At 76.3% G+C, this 17,328-nt stretch carries 14 protein-coding genes; 5 read left to right on the forward strand and 9 right to left on the reverse strand.

Translation table 11 applies throughout. The features are described 5' to 3' along the window. Positions 1-69 precede the first annotated feature (69 nt). Positions 70-3,030, reverse strand: coding sequence for a peptidoglycan recognition protein (locus tag VER05_RS06100; RefSeq protein ID WP_324844490.1), 2,961 nt, complete (start codon positions 3,028-3,030; stop codon positions 70-72). A gap of 195 nt (positions 3,031-3,225) precedes the next feature. Here VER05_RS06100 and VER05_RS06105 point away from each other — a divergent pair, with 195 nt between their 5' ends. From VER05_RS06105 to VER05_RS06115, 3 genes are read left to right on the forward strand one after another with little or no spacing between them, the layout of a single operon-like run. Beyond that, positions 3,226-3,738: a GtrA family protein gene (locus VER05_RS06105; RefSeq protein ID WP_324844491.1), complete on the forward strand. Its 513-nt coding sequence runs from the start codon at positions 3,226-3,228 to the stop codon at positions 3,736-3,738. 2 nt (positions 3,739-3,740) lie between these two features. Continuing rightward, positions 3,741-4,721 (forward strand): glycosyltransferase family 2 protein, encoded by a 981-nt coding sequence (locus VER05_RS06110; protein WP_324844492.1) that lies wholly within the window; start codon positions 3,741-3,743, stop codon positions 4,719-4,721. Beyond that, entirely contained in the window at positions 4,718-6,481 is a 1,764-nt protein-coding gene (locus VER05_RS06115; RefSeq protein ID WP_324844493.1) for a DUF2142 domain-containing protein, read from the forward strand. Before VER05_RS06110 ends, VER05_RS06115 begins: the two co-directional genes overlap by 4 nt. Positions 6,482-6,586: 105 nt before the next feature. Here the strand turns inward: VER05_RS06115 and VER05_RS06120 are convergent, their stop codons facing one another. Both VER05_RS06120 and VER05_RS06125 read right to left on the reverse strand, forming a co-directional pair. Then, positions 6,587-7,552, reverse strand: a complete 966-nt coding sequence (locus VER05_RS06120; protein WP_324844494.1) for a Gfo/Idh/MocA family oxidoreductase — start codon at positions 7,550-7,552, stop codon at positions 6,587-6,589. Then, entirely contained in the window at positions 7,552-8,652 is a 1,101-nt protein-coding gene (locus VER05_RS06125; RefSeq protein ID WP_324844495.1) for a DegT/DnrJ/EryC1/StrS family aminotransferase, read from the reverse strand. The genes VER05_RS06120 and VER05_RS06125 overlap by 1 nt, the downstream gene beginning before the upstream one ends. A gap of 129 nt (positions 8,653-8,781) precedes the next feature. Between VER05_RS06125 and VER05_RS06130 the strand changes: the two genes are divergently transcribed. Further along, positions 8,782-9,486, forward strand: a complete 705-nt coding sequence (locus tag VER05_RS06130; protein ID WP_324844496.1) for a DapH/DapD/GlmU-related protein — start codon at positions 8,782-8,784, stop codon at positions 9,484-9,486. 177 nt (positions 9,487-9,663) lie between these two features. On the opposite strand, the gene VER05_RS06135 is transcribed toward VER05_RS06130, so the two are convergent. The 4 genes from VER05_RS06135 to VER05_RS06150 all read right to left on the reverse strand — a co-directional run bounded on the left by VER05_RS06135 (position 9,664) and on the right by VER05_RS06150 (position 14,164). Further along, positions 9,664-11,505, reverse strand: coding sequence for a DUF6077 domain-containing protein (locus tag VER05_RS06135; protein WP_324844497.1), 1,842 nt, complete (start codon positions 11,503-11,505; stop codon positions 9,664-9,666). Then, positions 11,502-11,987 carry a DUF2304 domain-containing protein gene (locus tag VER05_RS06140; RefSeq protein WP_324844498.1) on the reverse strand — a complete coding sequence of 162 codons (486 nt, stop codon included), beginning with the start codon at positions 11,985-11,987 and terminating at the stop codon, positions 11,502-11,504. Before VER05_RS06140 ends, VER05_RS06135 begins: the two co-directional genes overlap by 4 nt. 4 nt (positions 11,988-11,991) lie before the next feature. Beyond that, positions 11,992-12,663 carry a glycosyltransferase family 2 protein gene (locus tag VER05_RS06145; RefSeq protein ID WP_324844499.1) on the reverse strand — a complete coding sequence of 224 codons (672 nt, stop codon included), beginning with the start codon at positions 12,661-12,663 and terminating at the stop codon, positions 11,992-11,994. A gap of 76 nt (positions 12,664-12,739) precedes the next feature. Then, the gene (locus VER05_RS06150) at positions 12,740-14,164 is read right to left on the reverse strand and encodes a hypothetical protein (protein ID WP_324844500.1); all 1,425 of its coding nucleotides are present in this window, start codon (positions 14,162-14,164) and stop codon (positions 12,740-12,742) included. Between the two features lie 119 nt (positions 14,165-14,283). Between VER05_RS06150 and VER05_RS06155 the strand changes: the two genes are divergently transcribed. After that, positions 14,284-15,312, forward strand: coding sequence for a hypothetical protein (locus tag VER05_RS06155; protein WP_324844501.1), 1,029 nt, complete (start codon positions 14,284-14,286; stop codon positions 15,310-15,312). 3 nt (positions 15,313-15,315) lie between these two features. Here VER05_RS06155 and VER05_RS06160 read toward each other — a convergent pair whose 3' ends face one another. Together VER05_RS06160 and VER05_RS06165 are read right to left on the reverse strand one after the other, a co-directional pair. Next, a complete protein-coding gene (locus tag VER05_RS06160) occupies positions 15,316-16,782 on the reverse strand; it encodes a lipopolysaccharide biosynthesis protein (RefSeq protein ID WP_324844502.1) in 1,467 nt (488 codons plus the stop codon). Positions 16,783-16,785: 3 nt separating this feature from the next. Next, a partial coding sequence (locus VER05_RS06165) for a DegT/DnrJ/EryC1/StrS family aminotransferase (RefSeq protein ID WP_324844503.1) occupies positions 16,786-17,328 on the reverse strand: 543 nt, incomplete at its 5' end.

The raw sequence follows: 17,328 nt of genomic DNA on the forward strand, positions 1-17,328 counted from the left end.
GCCGGGCGCTGCGGCTGCGCCCGGCGCGCGTGCTGTCCGGAAGGCCCCGGGATGTCCGGATCGGCCGGCTCAGCGGCAGCCGAGGGACGTGGGCGGTCCGCCGGGCGTGTTGATCGCGTACACGCAGACCGGCCCGCTCGCCCCGGTCGCCGGCACGGTCACCTGGAACCCGTGGGCGGTGCCCAGGCCGAAACCGGCGACGTCCGGGCGCTGGCGGTCGGCGACCGCCGCGGTGCCCCGGTCGCCGACGTAGACGTGCACCGCGATCGGGTCGCGGGTGTCCGCGTCGAGGGCCCAGCCCGTGACCGTCACGGCGGATGCGGTGCGCGTGACCGCCTCGAACGACCCGACCGGTGCCGACCCGACGGACACGGTGCGGCAGCCCAGCGTGGTGTTCGCCCCGGCCGGCGTGTTGATCGCGTACACGCACACGGAGTGGGTGCCGAAGCCCGCGGGCAGCGTCACGCTGAACCCGTGCGCGGTCCCGCGCCCGAAGCCGGCCACGTCGGGGCGGTTCCGGTCCGCGCGGACCGCGGTGCCCTTGCCGTCGACGTAGACGTGCACCTGGATCGGGTCGTTCGTGTCCGGGTCGAGGGCCCAGCCGCTGACCGTCACCGAGGACGCGGTCGTGGTGATCGCCTCGAGCGACCCGACCGGCACGGCGTTGGTGACCGTCACGGTGCGGCAGCCGAGCGCGGTGGCGGGCCCGCTCGGCACGTTCATCGCGTAGGCGCACACGGTGCGCGTGCCCGCGGCCGCCGGGAGCGTGACGGAGTAGCCGTGCGCGGTGCCGCGGCCGAAGCCGGCGACGTCCGGGCGGTTCCGGTCCGCGCGGACCGCGGTGCCGGTGCCGTCGACGTAGACGTGCACCTGGATCGAGTCGGAGGTGTCGGGGTCCAGGGCCCAGCCGCTGACCGTCACCGAGGACGCCGTCGCCGTGACCGCCTCCAGCGAACCCACCGGCGGCGCGCCGACCGCGACCGTGCGGCAGCCGAGCGTCGCGTTGGCGCCGGCCGGCGTGTTGATCGCGTAGACGCAGACGCTGTGGCTCCCGCCGGTCGCGGGGATCGTGACGGCGAAGCCGTGCGCCGAGCCCTTGCCGAACGCGGCGCCCACGTCGGGCCGCGGCAGGTCCGCGGTGACCGCGCGCCCGACGCCGTCGACGTACACGTGCACGGCGATCGGCTCGGTCGTGTCGGGGTCCAGGGCCCAGCCGCTCACGGTGATGGCCGACGCCGTCGTGCTCACCGACTCGAGGGCGCCGATGGGGATCGGGTTCGTCACGGTCACCCACTGGCAGCCGAGCACCGTCGACCGCCCCCCGCCGACGTTCACGGCGGTCACGCACACGACGTGCGAGCCGTGCGCGGCGCCGACGGTGGCGTCGAAGCCGTGCCGGCCGACGTCCGGCCGGTTGCGGTCGGCGACGATCGTCTGGACCGCGCCGTCGACCGAGACGGCGATGGTGAGCGGCGCCGTGGTCTCGGGGTCGGACGCCCAGCCGGTGACGCGCACGCCCGCCGACGACCCGGCGTACGCCTCGACGCGGCCGCGTGGCGAGGCCGCCACCGAGGCGTCGGAGAGCTGCGCGACGCGCGCCCGGATGGCCGGCAGCGCGTCGTACAGGCCCTGGCCCGGGCAGGACGTCAGCTGCGCGTCCCGGTGCGCGTAGATCGTGGGGAACGTGACCACCGTCCCGGCCGGGTACTTCGACGCGCCGCCGCCGGAGGTCATCGTCGCGACGCCCGAGGCGCTGATGCCGTGCACGGAGAACTTCCAGGCGATCAGCCGGCTGAGCGACTCGAGCAGCGCGGCGCTGGGGGCGACCGAGCCGTACTCGCCGATCGCGGCGATGCCGATCGTGCGGCTGTTGAAGCCGCCCGTGTGCACGCCGATCACGGTGCTCTCGATCCCGCCGGCGCGCCCCTCGAAGACGCGCCCGAACTGGTCGACGAGGAAGTTGTAGCCGATGTCGCACCAGCCCCGGCCGCCGGCCGCCTCCGGGCGCGTGTGGTACGCGTAGAAGCCCCGGAGCAGGCCGGGGACGGCGTCGGCGCTGTAGCCGTTCGCCGAGGCGGTGTGGTGCACCGCCGCGCTCACCAGGCTGTTCGAGTAGTCGGGGGAGCAGGTGCGCAGCGACTCGTCGGCGCCCCAGCCGGCCCGGCTGATGATCGCGGGTGCCGCGGGTGCCGCGGGTGCCGCGGGGGCCGCGACGGCGGCCTGCACCGAGGCGGCCGTGCGGATCGTGCCGGACGCGGCGGCGTCGTCGGACGCGGCCGCGGTGCCGGACGCGGACGCGGTGCGCACCGTGGCGCCCACGTCCGTCGGGTCGGCGCCCGGGTCGACCAGGACCGCCTTGAGCCCGGTCACCTCGCCCGCGCCGGCCTCGGCCCAGATCTGGACGCCGTCGGCGCCCACGGCGACGATCGGGTCGGTCCCGTCGCGGGCGCCCGTGCCGTCGTCGTCCTGCGAGTCGGTGTCGGGGGCGACGTCGGACGACTCGACGCCCTGCCAGTCCGTCCACGCGCCGTCGATCTTCACGCGGTACCGGACGACGACGTCCTCGAGGCCGGGCGTCCGGTCCCACGTGACGCCGACGACCGAGAAGGCGTCGGTGTCGAGCTCGGTGGTGAGCACGTCCGGGTCGGGCCGGACCTCGTCCGCCGGCGCGGCCTCGCGCGCCGCGGCGTCGGGCGCCTCGGCACCGGCCGTGGCCGACGGGCTCGGCGCGGGGGAGGCCCCGGGCTGCGGCGACGCCTCGGGGGCGGTCGCGTCCGGGGCGGCGGCGTCCGGCGCGGCCGAGCCGGCCTCGTCGCTCTCCGCCATCGGCACCTGGTCGGTGGTCGGCAGCTCCGCCAGCACCGCGTCGCTCACGCCGTCCAGGTCGAGCTCGGTCACCTGCACGTCGGACGCGCCGGCGCCGGACGCGGCGGGCGCCTGCGCGCGCACCCCGTCGTCGGCGGCCGCGGCCGCGGTCGTCGTCCCGAGCGCCAGCAGCACCGAGACGGTGCACGCGACGGTGGTCCTCATCCAAGACACGGTGGTCGTCCCCCTGATCGACGGCTTTGCGGACCAGGGGACCATCTTCCGCCCCTGCCGGACGGACGACGCGCCGGACGTCCGGCGGCGGGTCGGCCGGACGTGGCGGACGCGACGCCGGCGGACCCCCGCGCACAGGCGGCACCCGGGTAGCATGCGGGGTCGACCGCACGAGCCAAGGACAGCATGAGCGACCACGAGCCCCGCCCGACGGCGACCAGCTCCCCTCCGCACCGGCAGGCGGACCACGCAGGCGACGCCTCCGGCACGGCCGGGCAGGTCCGTCGCCTGCGGGCCCTCACCGCGAACCCGGCGCTCCGCTACCTCGCGGTGGGCGGCAGCGCGTTCCTCGTCGACCTCGGGCTGACGGCGCTGCTGCACGAGGTGCTGCACCTGCCGGTGTGGCTCGCGAGCGGCACGGCGTTCGTGCTGAGCTTCGCCTACACCTACACGATGCAGCGGTTCGCCTTCCGCGCCTCGGTGCCGCACGGCGGGGCGCTGCTCCGCTACTCGGCGCTCACCGCGATCAACACGGTCGCCACCGCCCTGATCGTGCAGGCCGTGTCGGCCACCCCCGTGGGGTGGGTCGGCGGCAAGGTGCTGGCCACGCTCGTCACGACGGTCTGGAACTACTTCGCCTACCGGTACTGGGTGTTCGCGGGCACGTCCCGCGGTCCCGGCGCCGCCCGAGAGGACTGAACATGTACAACGGTGCGGTGGTCGCCGCGGTCGTGCCCGCATACCGCGAGGAGCGGATGATCGGCCGGGTCATCGAGACCATGCCCGCCTACGTCGACCACATCGTGGTGGTGGACGACTGCAGCCCCGACGGGACGAGCGAGGCGGCCCTGGCCGTCGGCGACCCGCGGCTGGACCTGGTCCGGCACGAGGTCAACAAGGGCGTCGGCGGCGCGATCATCACCGCGCACCGCCGGGCGATGGCGCTGGGCGCGGACGTGAACGTCGTCATGGCCGGCGACGCCCAGATGGACCCCGAGTACCTGCCCGCCCTGCTCGACCAGGTGACGGACGGCGGCTACGGCTTCGCGAAGGCGAACCGGTTCTTCGCCCCGGAGTCGTTCAGCGGGATGCCCGGCTACCGGGTGTTCGGCAACATCGTGCTGTCGTTCATGACGAAGCTCGCGTCGGGCTACTGGCACCTGTTCGACCCGCAGAACGGGTACACGGCCGTCCGGACGAGCGTGCTCGAGCGGATCCCGCTGGACAACGTCGCCCAGCGCTACTCGTTCGAGAACGACCTGCTGATCCACCTCAACATCCTGCAGGTGCCCGCGGTCGACGTGCCGATCCCCGCCGTCTACGGCGAGGAGGTCTCCTCGATCAAGCTGTCCCGGGTGATCCCGGAGCTGATGAGCCTGCTCGGGCGGGGCTTCTGGCGCCGCGTCTGGTACCGCTACGTCCTGTGGTCGTTCAGCCCGGTGGCGCTGCTGCTCGTGCTGGGCCTGCTCGCGTTCGTGTTCGGCGTGGGCATGACCGTGTGGATCACGGCGATCGCCCTCAGCTCGGTGGTCGCGACCGCGGGGACCGTGATGCTCGCGGCGCTGCCGCTGATGATCGGGACCCAGCTGCTGGTCAGCGCCCTGCACCTCGACATCGAGGCGAGCCCCGACAAGCCGGACCTGCTGCCGTTCGAGCGCACACCCGACGAGGTCGCCCGGTGACCGGGCGCCTGCTGCTGGGCCGGCCCCTCACGTGGTGGGCGCGGCTCGGCGTCCTCGTCGCGACGCCGGTGCTGCTGCTCGTCGCGCTGCTGTCCTGGGCCCTGTCGTCCCCCGTCGGGGCGAGCCCCGACGACGACTTCCACACGGTCAGCATCTGGTGCGAGACCGAGCGGGACAACATCTGCGAGCCCTCGGGCGAGGCCGACAGCCGGCTGGTGCACCCCGACTTCGGTGCGACGTCCAGCTGCTTCGCCTTCCGGCCCGACGTGTCCGCGGCCTGCCAGGCCGGCGCGCTGGACGAGTTCGAGCCCGACGCCGAGCTGGTGGAGACGCAGCGGGGCAACTTCGAGCGCCTCTACCCGCCGGTCTTCTACTGGGTGATGAGCCGGTTCGCCGGCAGCGAGATGATCCCGAGCGTGCTGATCATGCGCGGGCTGAACGCCGTGATCTACCTGTCGTTCCTCAGCGCCGTGATCGCGGCCGTGCCGCGCTGGCTCCGCCCGCCGACGGTGCTGGGCGCCGTGGCCACCGCGGTGCCGCTGGGCATGTTCCTCATCCCGTCCACGAACCCGAGCTCGTGGGCGCTGCTGTCGGCCGCGACGTTCTGGGTGTCGCTGCTCGGCGTGGCGTCCTCGCGAGGCCGGCGCCGGCTGGTCCTGGTGGCGCTCACCCTGCTCTCGGCGGTGATCGGCGCCGGTGCGCGGGCGGACTCGGCGTACTTCATGGTGCTCGCGGTGCTCGCGGTCGTCGTCCTGACGATCGGGCGCAAGGGCGCGCGCTGGCTGTTCTACGGCACCGCGGCGGGCGCGCTCGTCGTGGCGGTCGGCCTGTTCCTCACGTCCTCCCAGGGCGGGCAGCTCGCGGGCGGCCTGCCGCACGCCCCGGACCCCGCGCGGACCCCCGAGGTGCTGCTCACCGCCAACTTCCTCAACGTCCCGCGGCTGTGGGCCGGGATGTTCGGCGACATGGGCGGCCTCGGCTGGCTGGACACCCCGATGCCCGCCGCCGTCCCGGTGCTCGGGCTCGCGGTGTTCGGCGGCGTGGTGTTCTGGGGCCTGTCGCGGTCGAGCCTCGCCAAGGGGCTCGTCGTGGTGGGCGCCGCGGCCGCGCTCTGGCTCGTGCCGCTCGTGATGCTGCTGCAGTCCGGCGCGTTCGTCGGCGAGCAGGTGCAGTCGCGGTACATCCTGCCGATGGCCGTCATCCTGGCCGGCGTCGCGGCGCTCGCCACCCGCGGCCGGGCCCCGCGCCTGTCCGGCCTCCAGGCCGGGGCCGTCGTCGCCGCGCTGACGATCGCCAACTCGGCGGCGCTGCACACGAACATGCGGCGCTACATCACCGGGTCGGACCACCAGGCCTGGAACCTCGACTTCGACGCCGAGTGGTGGTGGCCCGCGCTGCCGGGCCCGAACTCCACCTGGCTGGTGGGCACGGTCGCGTTCGCGGCGGGCCTGGCCGGGCTCGCGGTGCTGTACCTGTGGCGGCCCGCCGGCTGGTGGGACGAGACGCCCGAGGTGCTGGACGGGGACGTGACGACGACGCGAGTCGCGCCCGGGCTGCGCCGGCGCGACCGCCGGCGCGGCGGCGACGGCGCGGCCACGGCGGTCGCGCCCGCCGCCGGGGCGGACGCCCCGGCGACCGAGGCTGCGGCGACCGAGGCCCCGGCGACCGAGGCGCCCGCACCCCGGGCGCCCGCGTCGCAGGCGCCCGCACCCCAGGCGCCCGCCGCACGCGGCGCGGAGCAGGACGACCGCGTCGGCTGACGCGCCGACGGCCCCGCCCGCGGGCGGGGACGTCGCACACGACGGGGCCCGGTGCGCGAGGTGCGCACCGGGCCCCGTCGTGCGCCGCCCGCGGGCGGCGTCCGGTCAGGCGGCGGCGCCCGCCGACTCCTTCGCCCGGGCGACGACCGTGTGCGACGGCAGGATGGACGCCCGCTCCTCCGCGGCGTCGACCTCGCCCGCGATCAGGCCGAGGAACCGGTCGAGCTGGGCCGCCAGCGGCTCCTGGGACGTCACCAGCTCGGGGATCTCGATGATCGTCTGCTGCCGGTAGGCGCGGCCGTCGGCCACCGCCTCGGCCGAGACGTGCCGGTACACGGTGACGCCGCGGCGCAGCAGGTCGACCTCGATCATCTTGTCGAGCTCGTGGATGACGAGCTGGCGGACCTTGTGCTGGCCCAGCCGGCTCGCGGACACCGTGGCGACGCCGCCGGACGAGAACCGCAGCAGCGCCTGGACGACGTCCTCCGCGCCCGGCACCGACGACGGGTGGTACTGGCCGACGACCGCGTCCACCTGGACGACGTCGCCGCCGAGCACCTGGTAGGCCAGGTCGACGTCGTGGACCAGCAGGTCCCACGCCACGCCGGTCTTGATCCGCGGGGCGTACGGCGAGTGCCGCAGGCCCACGACGTGCAGCGGGTTCTCCATGATCGAGCGCGCCGTGAGCACGGCGGGGTTGTACCGCTCCAGCAGGCCGCACATCATCGGCACGTCCCGGGCGGCGGACAGCTCGAGGACCTCCACGGTCTTCTCGAGCGCGTCCGTCACCGGCTTCTCCACCAGCAGCGGGGTGCCCGACTCGAGGACGAAGCGGGCCAGCTCGAAGTGGGCCTCGGTCGCGGCCGCCACGATGACGCCGTCCAGGTCCGCGGTGGAACCGAGCTCGGGACGCCACTCGGCGCCGAACCGGTCCGCCGCCGCGCGGCCGAACTCCTCGCGGGGGTCGACGACGGTCGTGAGGACCGCGCCGGGGTGCTGGGCCGTGACGCGGGCGTGCAGCGAGCCCATCGACCCGGCGCCGATGACGGCGATGCGCGCGGGGGCGGCCATCAGGCGCCCAGGATCCGGCGCACGGTCGACACCACGGTGTCGAGGTCGCCCTCGGAGAGCTTCGGGTGCACGGGCAGCGACAGCACCTCGGTGACGACCCGCGCCGCGACCGGGACGTCGCTGATGCGGACGCGCGGGTGCTCGAGGTACGTCGGGTAGTCGAAGACGAGCTTCGGGTAGTAGATGCCGCTGCCGACGCCGGCCTCGGTCAGCTTGGCGACGAGCTCGTCGCGGGACACGGCCGCGTCCTGCGTGACCCGCACGGTGAACTGGTGCCAGACGTGCGAGCGCCCGGGCAGCTCGCGGGGGACCACCAGGCCGGGGACGTCCGCCAGGCCCTCGGCCAGGCGCGCGGCGTTGGCCTTGCGGGTCGCGACGGTCTTGTCGTAGCGGTCCAGCTGCGGCAGCGCGAGCGCCGCCTGCAGGTCGGTGAGCCGGTAGTTGTGGCCGGCGACCTCGTACTGGTAGCGGGCGCGCATGCCCTGGTTGCGCAGCACGCGCAGCCGGTCGGCGACGGTGTCGTCGTCGGTCGTGATGATGCCGCCCTCACCCGTGGTGAGGTTCTTGGTGCCGTAGAAGCTGAAGCAACCGATGCCGAAGGAGCCGGCGGCGCGGCCCTCGAAGGTGGCGCCGTGCGCCTGCGCGGAGTCCTCGACCAGGGCGAGCCCGCGCTCGGCGGCGAGCGCGGCGAACGCCGGGGCGTCCGCGGTCTGCCCGTACAGGTGCACCGGCATGAGGACCTTGGTGCGGTCCGTGACGGCGGCGGCCGTCGCGGCGGCGGAGAGGTTGAAGTCGGCGTCGTCGATGTCGGCGAAGGTGGCCGTCGCGCCGGCCTCGAGGATCGCGTTGAGCGTCGCCACGAACGTGAACGGGCTCGTGATCACCTCGTCACCGGGCTCGAGGTCGAGGACCTGGAGGCTCGCGACGAGCGCGGTCGTGCCGTTGTTGACCGCGACCGCGTGCTTGACGCCGGACAGCTCGGCGAAGCGGCGCTCGAACTCGGCGACGACCGGGCCCTGCGCGACCATGCCGGACCGCAGGACCTTGAGCACCTCGGCCTCGACCTCGGGACCGAGGTCCACGGAGGAGATGGGAATCATGGGGCTACCTTCTGTATCGACGTTGCCCTGGCATGCTGACGGTACCAGCGGGCGCGCCGCGGTTTCCCGAGACGGTCCCGAGCGTCGCGCACATCCGTGAGTACTATGCCGCCCCGATTCAGGAGAATGATGAACACGATCCACCCCAGTGCCGTCGTCGGTCCCGGCGTCGAGCTCGGCGAGGGCAACGTCGTCGGTCCGAACGTCGTCCTGCTCGGGCCGCTGCGGGTCGGCGACGGGAACTGGTTCGGCCCCGGGGTCGTGGTCGGCACGCCGCCGGAGATCCGCGGCGCCGCGCACGGCGCGGGCTGGGACGCGCCCGCGGGGGAGGGCGTCGTCATCGGCGACCGCAACGTCCTGCGCGAGGGCGTGAGCGTCCAGCAGGGCAGCCACCGCGCGACCCGGATCGGCGACGACTGCTTCCTCATGTCCCGCGTCTACGTCGCGCACGACGACGAGATCGGCGACCGCGCGACCGTCGCGGCGGGCACGACGCTCGCCGGGCACGTCCGCGTGGGCGCGGGCGCGAACCTCGGCATGGGCGCGGCGGTCCACCAGCGCCGGGTGGTCGGTCCGGGTGCCATGGTCGGCATGGGTGCCGTCGTGACGCGGGACGTCCCGCCCTTCGCCAAGGCGTTCGGCAGCCCCGTGCGCCTCGTGGGGGTCAACACGGTGGGCCTCCAGCGGTCCGGCGCGGACGAGGGCACGGTCGCGGCGATCGTGGGCGCCTACGGCGAGGGCCGGCTCCCGCAGCCCGGCCTCGCCGACGAGGCGGCCGCGGCCGCGTTCCTCTGGTGGGACGACGCGGCCGCCGAGAAGTCGCTGCTGGGCTGAGCCGCCCCGGCGCCGCGCCACCCGGCCGGGGCGGGCCCGCGCGGCGCGCGCGAATGCCGCGCCGCCCCGTCGCGGGCGTTCCGGAAATGCCGCGCGCGCGTCGGGGCCGCGCAATGCGTGCGGCATTGTTCGCGGTGGTCCGGGCGCGCTCGGGGAATCCCGGGCGGCGGGCGGTCGCTACCGGCTCCAGCAGGCCCAGGGGGCGACGGCGACCCCCGGCGCCCACCCGGCGAACGCCTCGGCGGTGAACGGGTCCGGCGACAGCACGCACGCGACCGTCACGTCGAGGTCGTCCAGCGCCGAGCGGACGAGCTCGGCGTTCTCCGGCACCCGGAGCGCGGTGTCGCCGTCGGCGACGCCCTGCAGCAGCGCGCGCTGCTCGACCTGCGACCCGGGCACCTGGCCCAGCGACAGGACGTAGTCCATCCGGGACCCGACGGGGCGCAGCTCCGAGGTCAGCACCCCGGTCGCGAGCGCGACCTGGCCCGGGGCGAGGTACCGGCCCCGGGGCTCCTGGTCGACGATCCAGCGGGCGACCGCGAGGTCCGCCTGGTCCCGGACCTTCCAGGCGCCCGGCCGCCCCACGGCGGCGCCGTTCGCGGCGGACCACAGCGGCTGGCCGGCGGCGAGCACCGCCGCGAGGGCCAGGGCGACGGCGGGCAGCACCGGCAGGCCGAGGCGGCGCGCCGGCAGGCTCGCGACCAGCCCGACGACGGCCGGCACGGGCAGCACCCACGCGAGGCGGAAGGCGATCGCGTCGCCCCCCATGAGGGCTGTCAGCACGGGGTAGGCCGGCGGGACCGTGCACGCGAAGCCGGCGAGCAGGGTCAACGAGAGCCCGATCTGGGCGGGCCGGTCCAGGGCGGCGCACCAGCGGGGCCGGACCAGCCCGGCGAGCACGAGCAGCCCGGCGGCGGCCACGAGCGCCCAGATCGCCGGCTCGTCGCCCAGCACCCGCACCCAGAGCCAGCCGGTGGCCCGGCCGCCCTCGTTGCGCGCGCCGACGGGGGAGAGCACCGTCATGACGCCGGCGACGGCGGGCCCGGCGCTGGTGGCCACGACCAGCACGACCGCCTCGAGCCACCGCCGCGCCACCAGCAGCGCGAGGGCGGCCGACCCCGCGATGAGCGGGGCGAGGAACACGCCGGTCGAGGAGCAGCCCACCGCGGCGAGCCCGGTGGCCGCGAGCACCGCGGCGGTGCGGGCGAGGTCGGCCCGGCCCGTGGCGCGGCGCCGCCACAGCAGGGCGACGCAGGCGTGCAGGTAGGGCACCAGGACGGCCAGCAGCACGGCCTTGCCCTGCCAGATCCGGGCCAGGTGCATGTTGCCGAAGGTGGCGTGGGCGTACCCGCCGAGCAGGAGGAACGCGAGGGCCAGCGCGAGCGAGGCCAGGGGGCGGCGCGCGTGCCAGGCGCGCAGCAGCACCCACAGCGCCCAGACCGCGGCGAACGCCGCCAGCGGGACGAAGTAGCGGTACACGACGTCGCCGGTCGGCAGGCCCGTCGCGCGGGCGAGCGCGCCGAACAGCGCCTCGATCGAGCTGACGTTCGGGACGGAGCCGAAGGTCGCGGGCCAGCCGGGCTCGCCGAACACGAAGTCCCCGGCCGGGAGCGCGCCGTGGTCGGCGACCCAGGTGGACCGGGCCACGAACGACGCGTCGTCCGCGTCCGGCCGGGACACCACGGACGCCAGCGCGGCCGCGGCGAGCGCGGCCGCCAGGGCGACCCAGGTCCGGGCGCCGCCCGGGTCGGGGAGGGCGGGGCCGCCGGGGCCGCCGGGGGCGTCCGCGTCCCGGAGCCACGGGCGCCGCACGCGCCACGCGGCGATCCCCGCGGTGCCCAGGGCCCACAGGCCGAGCACGGGCATGAGCGGCAGCCCGGCCAGGACGCCCCAGCACAGCAGCGTCCACAGCCCGAAGCCGGCGACCGCGACGTCGAGGCAGCCGTCCACGAACCGGCCGGCGCGCGCGCCGGCCGACGGGGCGCGCACCACGGGGCGGTCGGGCGCCTCCGCCGTCACGCGGCCGGTCCGGGGCGCGCGGCCGCGCCGGGCACGGTCGCGTCCGGCGCCGCCGGGTCCGTCGCCGCCGCGGGCCCGACAGCCCCGTCGACGTCGCGGGGGCCCGGCGGGACGTCCGGCAGACGCGCCTCACCGGCGGTGTCGGCGGCGCGCAGCTCGGTGGCGACCTCGTCGAGCGCGAGCCGGCGCGCGAGCTGGGTGATCTGGCTCTCCAGGTGCCGGAACCGGCGGTAGGTCGTGACCATGTAGCCGAGGAAGACCACGATCAGCCCGTAGAGGAGCAGGTCGGTCCCGCGGCCCACGCCGACCACGGCGGCCGCCGCGTTCCACGCGTCCGGGAACAGCACCGACAGCACCGCGAGGGCCGCGAAGCCGATGACGGAGACGCGACGCAGCGCGAGGTGCCGCGCGCCGGCCGGGGCGCGCAGGCTCAGCACCACGACCACGGCGATCGCGACGAGCAGCAGGACCTTGATCAGCACGGCGTCACCGGTACAGCTGCTCGGTGACGATGTTGACCGCGTTCAGCACGGACTGCCCCTTCGAGCGCGAGTAGTCGGAGTAGACGATGTGCACGGGGTGCTCGATCCACCGCAGGCTCGAGCGGCCGATCTGCTCGATGATCTCGGAGGCGTGCGCCATGCGGTTCTGCCGGATCCGGATCGTCCCGAGCGCGGTCGCGTTCAGGGCGCGCAGCCCGTTGTGCGTGTCGGTGAGCCGCACGCCGGTGGTGAGGTTCGAGTAGAGCACCGCGGCCTTGAGGACGGCGCGCTTGACGCCCCCGGGGCGGGTGCGGTCGTCCAGGAACCGCGACCCGAGGACCACGTCCGCCTCGTCGTCGCGGAGCCGCTGGACCATCGCCAGCGCGTCCTCTGTCCGGTGCTGGCCGTCGGAGTCGAAGGTGACGACGTACTCGGCGCCGAGGCGGCGGGCCGCGTCGAACCCGGTCTGCAGCGCGGCGCCCTGCCCGAGGTTCAGGGGGTGCTCCACGACGAGCGCGCCGGCGCGGCGGGCGATCTCCGCCGACGCGTCCGCGCTGCCGTCGTCGACCACGACGATGCGCGGGAAGACGGTCAGCGCGTCGGAGATGACGTCGCCGACGACGGCCCCCTCGTTGTAGAGGGGGACCACCAGGCAGGTGTCGGCGTTGTCCGCCACCGGGGGAGCTCCTGAGATCGCGGAAGATGACGACACACAGTACCCGGTGGGACCACGGCGCCGCACCGGCCCCGGGTCACGCCGGGACGGCAGCCTCGGGCGCGTCGTCGCCCGCCGGCTCGTCGCCGGCGGCCCGGCGGCCGGGCGCGGGGGCGAGCAGCACGCCGAGCGGCAGGGCCCACGCGACGGCCTGGGAGATCAGCGTGTACCGGGGGTTGGGGATCGAGCTCGTGGTCAGGCCGAAGAACGCCGCCACGACGACGCAGGACCCGACGAGCACGGCGGTGACCCCCGCGACCCCGGGGTCGTCGCGCCGCCGCCGGACCTCGAGCACCGCCGTCACCGAGGCGGCCGCGAGGACGACCGCGCTGGCGACGGACCACGCCATGACCGCGGCGCTCGCGTGCGGCCGGTGCTGCGCCATCCGCGTGAAGTCCCAGTTGGAGCTGCCGTTCGAGCCGGTGACCCAGTCGGAGGCGATCTGGTAGGGGCCGCCGACGCCGTGGGCGACGTCGCGGGCCGACTGGGACACGACGGCGCCCGCGCAGCAGTCGAGCGTGGCGCGGACGCCGGCGAGCAGGTACGCGTCGCCGCCCGCCGCGGAGAGCGCGCTCGCGACCGCCCACCGGTCGGCGCCGGGCGGGGGGAACGCGGCGGCCACGTCCGGCGGGACGAGGTCGCGGATCTCCTCGACGTGCAGCCCGGCGACCCGCTGGAACAGCGCGCCGACCGGGGTCGGCGTGGACCGCCCGAGGTCGGCGGTCTGGGTGCTCCGGTTCAGCGCGGTGGTCGCGAGGCCGGGCAGCGCGACGGCGGCGAGCAGGACGCCCGCCACGAGCAGCGCCCGGCGGCCGGTGAGGCGCACGCGGGCGCGCCGCCGGGTGCGCAGCGCGACGACCAGGGCGGCGCCGGCCGCGATCGCGACGGTCACGTAGAGCCGGTCGGGGCGCACGAACACGGCCGCGGCCACGCCGAGGACCAGGACCGTCAGCGTGCGCAGGTCGAGCCGGTCCCGGGCGGCGATGCGCGCGACCGCGCTCACGACCACCACCGACGTGGACAGGGCGAGGGAGTCGGTGAGCACGACCGCGGCGTAGTGCAGCGGCAGCGGCACCGTCACCACGACCGCGGTGCAGGCGAGCACGCGGAGCCGCGCGCCGCGCGGCGCGACGGTGCGCACGAGGTACCACGCCGCGGCGGCCCAGGCCGCGAGCTGCACCTGGTAGAGCAGCACGGTCCAGGGCACGTGCAGCAGGGCGCCGAGCTCGAGGGCGCCGCGCACCAGGAGCGGGTAGGCCAGCGTGCGGTAGCCGTCCAGCGCGAACGACTGCGCCTGCGCCAGGTACTCCGTCGTGTCGCCGTACTCGGGCACCGCGACCTGGTTGCCGAGCCACCAGTACAGGCCGAGCGCCACCTGGACCGCTCCCGCCACCGCGAGCACCGCGGTGACGATCGGCACGGGGCGCGGGCGCCGGGCGGTCGGCTGTCCGTGGGCAGGCATGCGGGTCCTTCACCGGGTCGACGCGCCCGTGGGGTCCGGGCCGCGGGACAGCCTACGGGGCGCCCGGCGGCGCTCCGTGCCGTCCGGGCGGTGCCGCGCCGCACCGTAGGCTCGTCGCCGTGGAGTCCCAGAACCACTACTACGGTCACAGCAGCGCCCTCGCCCGGTACGCCGGGCTCACCCGGCCCCGGCACCTGCCGGGCCTGCTGCAGCACGGCTGGACCGCCGCGTCCCCGCTCGACACGCACTTCCGCGACTTCCCCGAGGTGGGGCGCCCCGGCGGCCGGTCGAACCGGTCGCTGTTCGTGTGGTCGCACGAGTCCCGGTCGTGGGACCCCGCCGCCGGGGACCGCCGGAGCGTCGCGATCGGGGCGCCCTGGCACTACCTGTGCGCCGTCGTCGGCGCGCGGCCCGCGGGCACCGGCACCGTGATCCTGCCGGTGCACGGCATCGCCACCCAGCCGCTGCTCGGCGACCACGCCGCGGTCGCCCGGGCGTGGGCCGAGACCGAGGGCCCGTCGACCGTGTGCCTGTACCACGTCGAGGCCCGCGACCCGGCGGTCGTGCGGGCGTACGCCGACGCGGGCCACCGCCTCGTGACCCTCGGCACCCGGACCGACCCGGCGTTCCTGGGCCGGCTGCACGCGCTGCTGACCGGGGCCGCGCGGGTGGTGTCGAACCGGCTGTCGACCCCCGTCGTCTACGCCGCCTCCCTCGGCATCGACGCCGCCGTGACCGGCGACGCGATGCGCCTGGCGGGGGAGCGCGCCGACGACGCCGGGTCGCTGGCCGGGCGCTGGCCGGAGTTCTACGAGGCCGGCACCGCGCCCGCGGCGCGCACCGCCGTCGCCCGCGCGGAGACCGGCGCCGACGCGCTGCTGCCCCCCGAGGAGCTGCGCCGGCTGCTCGGCTGGGACCGCCGGCAGGCGGGGCCGTGGCTGGACCACTGGCTGCGCGCGCCGCTCTCGCGCACCGTGACCCAGCTCGGCCGGCGGGCGTCGGGGCCCGGGGAGCGGGCGCCGTCCGGGGACGTGCCCTCGCTGTCGTTCGGCGCCTGGTTCGTCGCCGCGACGGAGTACCTCCCGCGGCCGCTCGGGTCCGCGCCGGCCGCGCCGGCCGCGCCGCTGCCGGTGGGCCCGACGGCCTGACGGCTACCGGGGCGCGCGGGACCCGCGCGCGACGCGACGCACCGCGAGCAGCCCGCCGACCCCGAGCGCGACCGCGGCGCCGAGCCGGGCCGCCGTCGCGACCGCGCCCTCCGACGGCAGGACGGCGCCGGCCACGCTCACCGCGAGCCAGAGCAGCACCGTCAGCGGCATCGCGGGCGGCCACCACGGCCGCTCGGCCACCCGCCGCTGGACCGCGGTCGTGAGCACGGCGAGCAGGACGTACGCGACCAGGTACCCCGCGCCGACCCCGCCGAGCCCCCAGGCGCTCGTGAGGGCGACGGCGGCCGCGAGCCCGGCCGCGACGGCCACCGGCGTGCTCACGGCGAGCCAGCCGGTGCGTCCGCGCGCGAACACGAGGTGGCCGCTCGCCAGGTACACCACCGAGGGCAGCGCCGCGGCGGACGCGAGCGCGACGGCCGGCACCAGGGTGACCGGCGGGTAGTCCGCGGACGGCGCCAGCCGGACGAGCCACGGCGCGAGCAGCGCCACCCCGCCCGCGAGCACCACCGCCACGAGCGTGATCACGGGCGTCGTCTCGTCGAGCACCCGGCCGCGCTCGGCGGGTGCGGCCCGGTACACGACGGGGGCCCACGCGTTGTTCAGGCCGGCGGTCACGACGGTGGCCCCGGCGCCGATGCTGAGGGCGATGTTCGCGGCCCCGCCCGCCCCGTCGAGCACCCGGTCCGCGACCACGACGAGGCCGGCGAGCGCGAGGTAGAGGGACACCTGGTGGGGCACGGTGGGCGCGCCCACCCGGAGCGCGGCCCGCACGCCCCGCCACGTGGTCCGGGCGGACCCGGACCGGACCACCAGCGCGAGGCCGGTGAGCCCGGCGACCAGGTAGCCGCCCACGACGCCGGAGAGGTAGGCGGTGGCGGTGGGCGCCGCGGCGGCGGCGAGGACGAGTCCGGCGGCCGGCCCGGCGAGGCTGGCGAGCACCGCGAGCAGGACGAAGGGGCCGGGCCGGTCGGCACCCCGCAGGTAGGCCTGCGCGAGCACCATCCACGCGCCGCCGACGCCGGCGACCAGCGCGAGCAGGATCTCGGTGCCGAACGGCCGCCCCAGGAGCAGCGGGGACCACCACGGGCCGGACGCCGCGAGCACCCCGGTGATGAGCGTCGCGATCCCGGCGCCCGCGACCACGACCCCGCGCGCTCCCGCCGCGCCGCCCGCGTCGAGGATGTACTGCCGGGTCACCGCCGCGCCCAGGCCGAGCGCCACGAGGATGTACGCGACCTGGACCACCACGGTCGCGACGGAGACCAGGCTGTACTCGTCCGGCGCGACGAGCCGGGTGACGGCCGGGATCACCGCCAGCGCCGCCAGGGCGGGACCTGCGGTGGCGATCGTGTACAGCGAGCCCCGGCCGAGGACGGTCCGGGTCGCCGACGGCTCGGCCGGGACCGGGGCCGCCGCCCCGGCAGGCGGGGCCGGGTCCGGGACCGTCACGGCCTAGCGGCCCGCGACCGCGCGGCGCACCTCGTCGACCACCCGGTCGACCTGCGCGTCCGTGAGGTCGGGGAACAGCGGCAGCGAGATCTCCTGCGCGTAGTACGCCTCGGCGTTCGGGCACTGGCCGCGCTGGTAGCCCAGGTCCGCGAACACCGGGTGCCAGTACGCCGGGATGTAGTTGACCTGCACGCCGATGCCCGCGGCGCGCAGCGCCTCGAACACCTCGCGGCGGCGGCCGTCGAGCACGCGCAGCGGGTACAGGTGCCAGGCGGGCTCGGCCTCGGCGCGGCGCGCGGGGGTGAGCACGCCGTCCAGGTCCCGCAGGCCCTCGTCGTACCGGGCGTGGATCGCGGCGCGCCGGGCGCGGAACGCCTCCAGCCGCCGCAGCTGGGACGTGCCGAGCGCGGCCAGCACGTCGGGCAGCCGGTAGTTCAGCCCGAACTCGTGCACCTCCTGGTGCCACGGGCCCTCGTCCGGGAACCGCTGCCGGTCCCGCTCGCGCACCAGGCCGTGGTTCTTGAAGCCGCGCGCGCGCCGCTCCAG

This window comes from Cellulomonas sp. (assembly GCF_035634735.1).
In the GTDB taxonomy this organism is placed as follows: Bacteria; Actinomycetota; Actinomycetes; order Actinomycetales; family Cellulomonadaceae; genus Cellulomonas.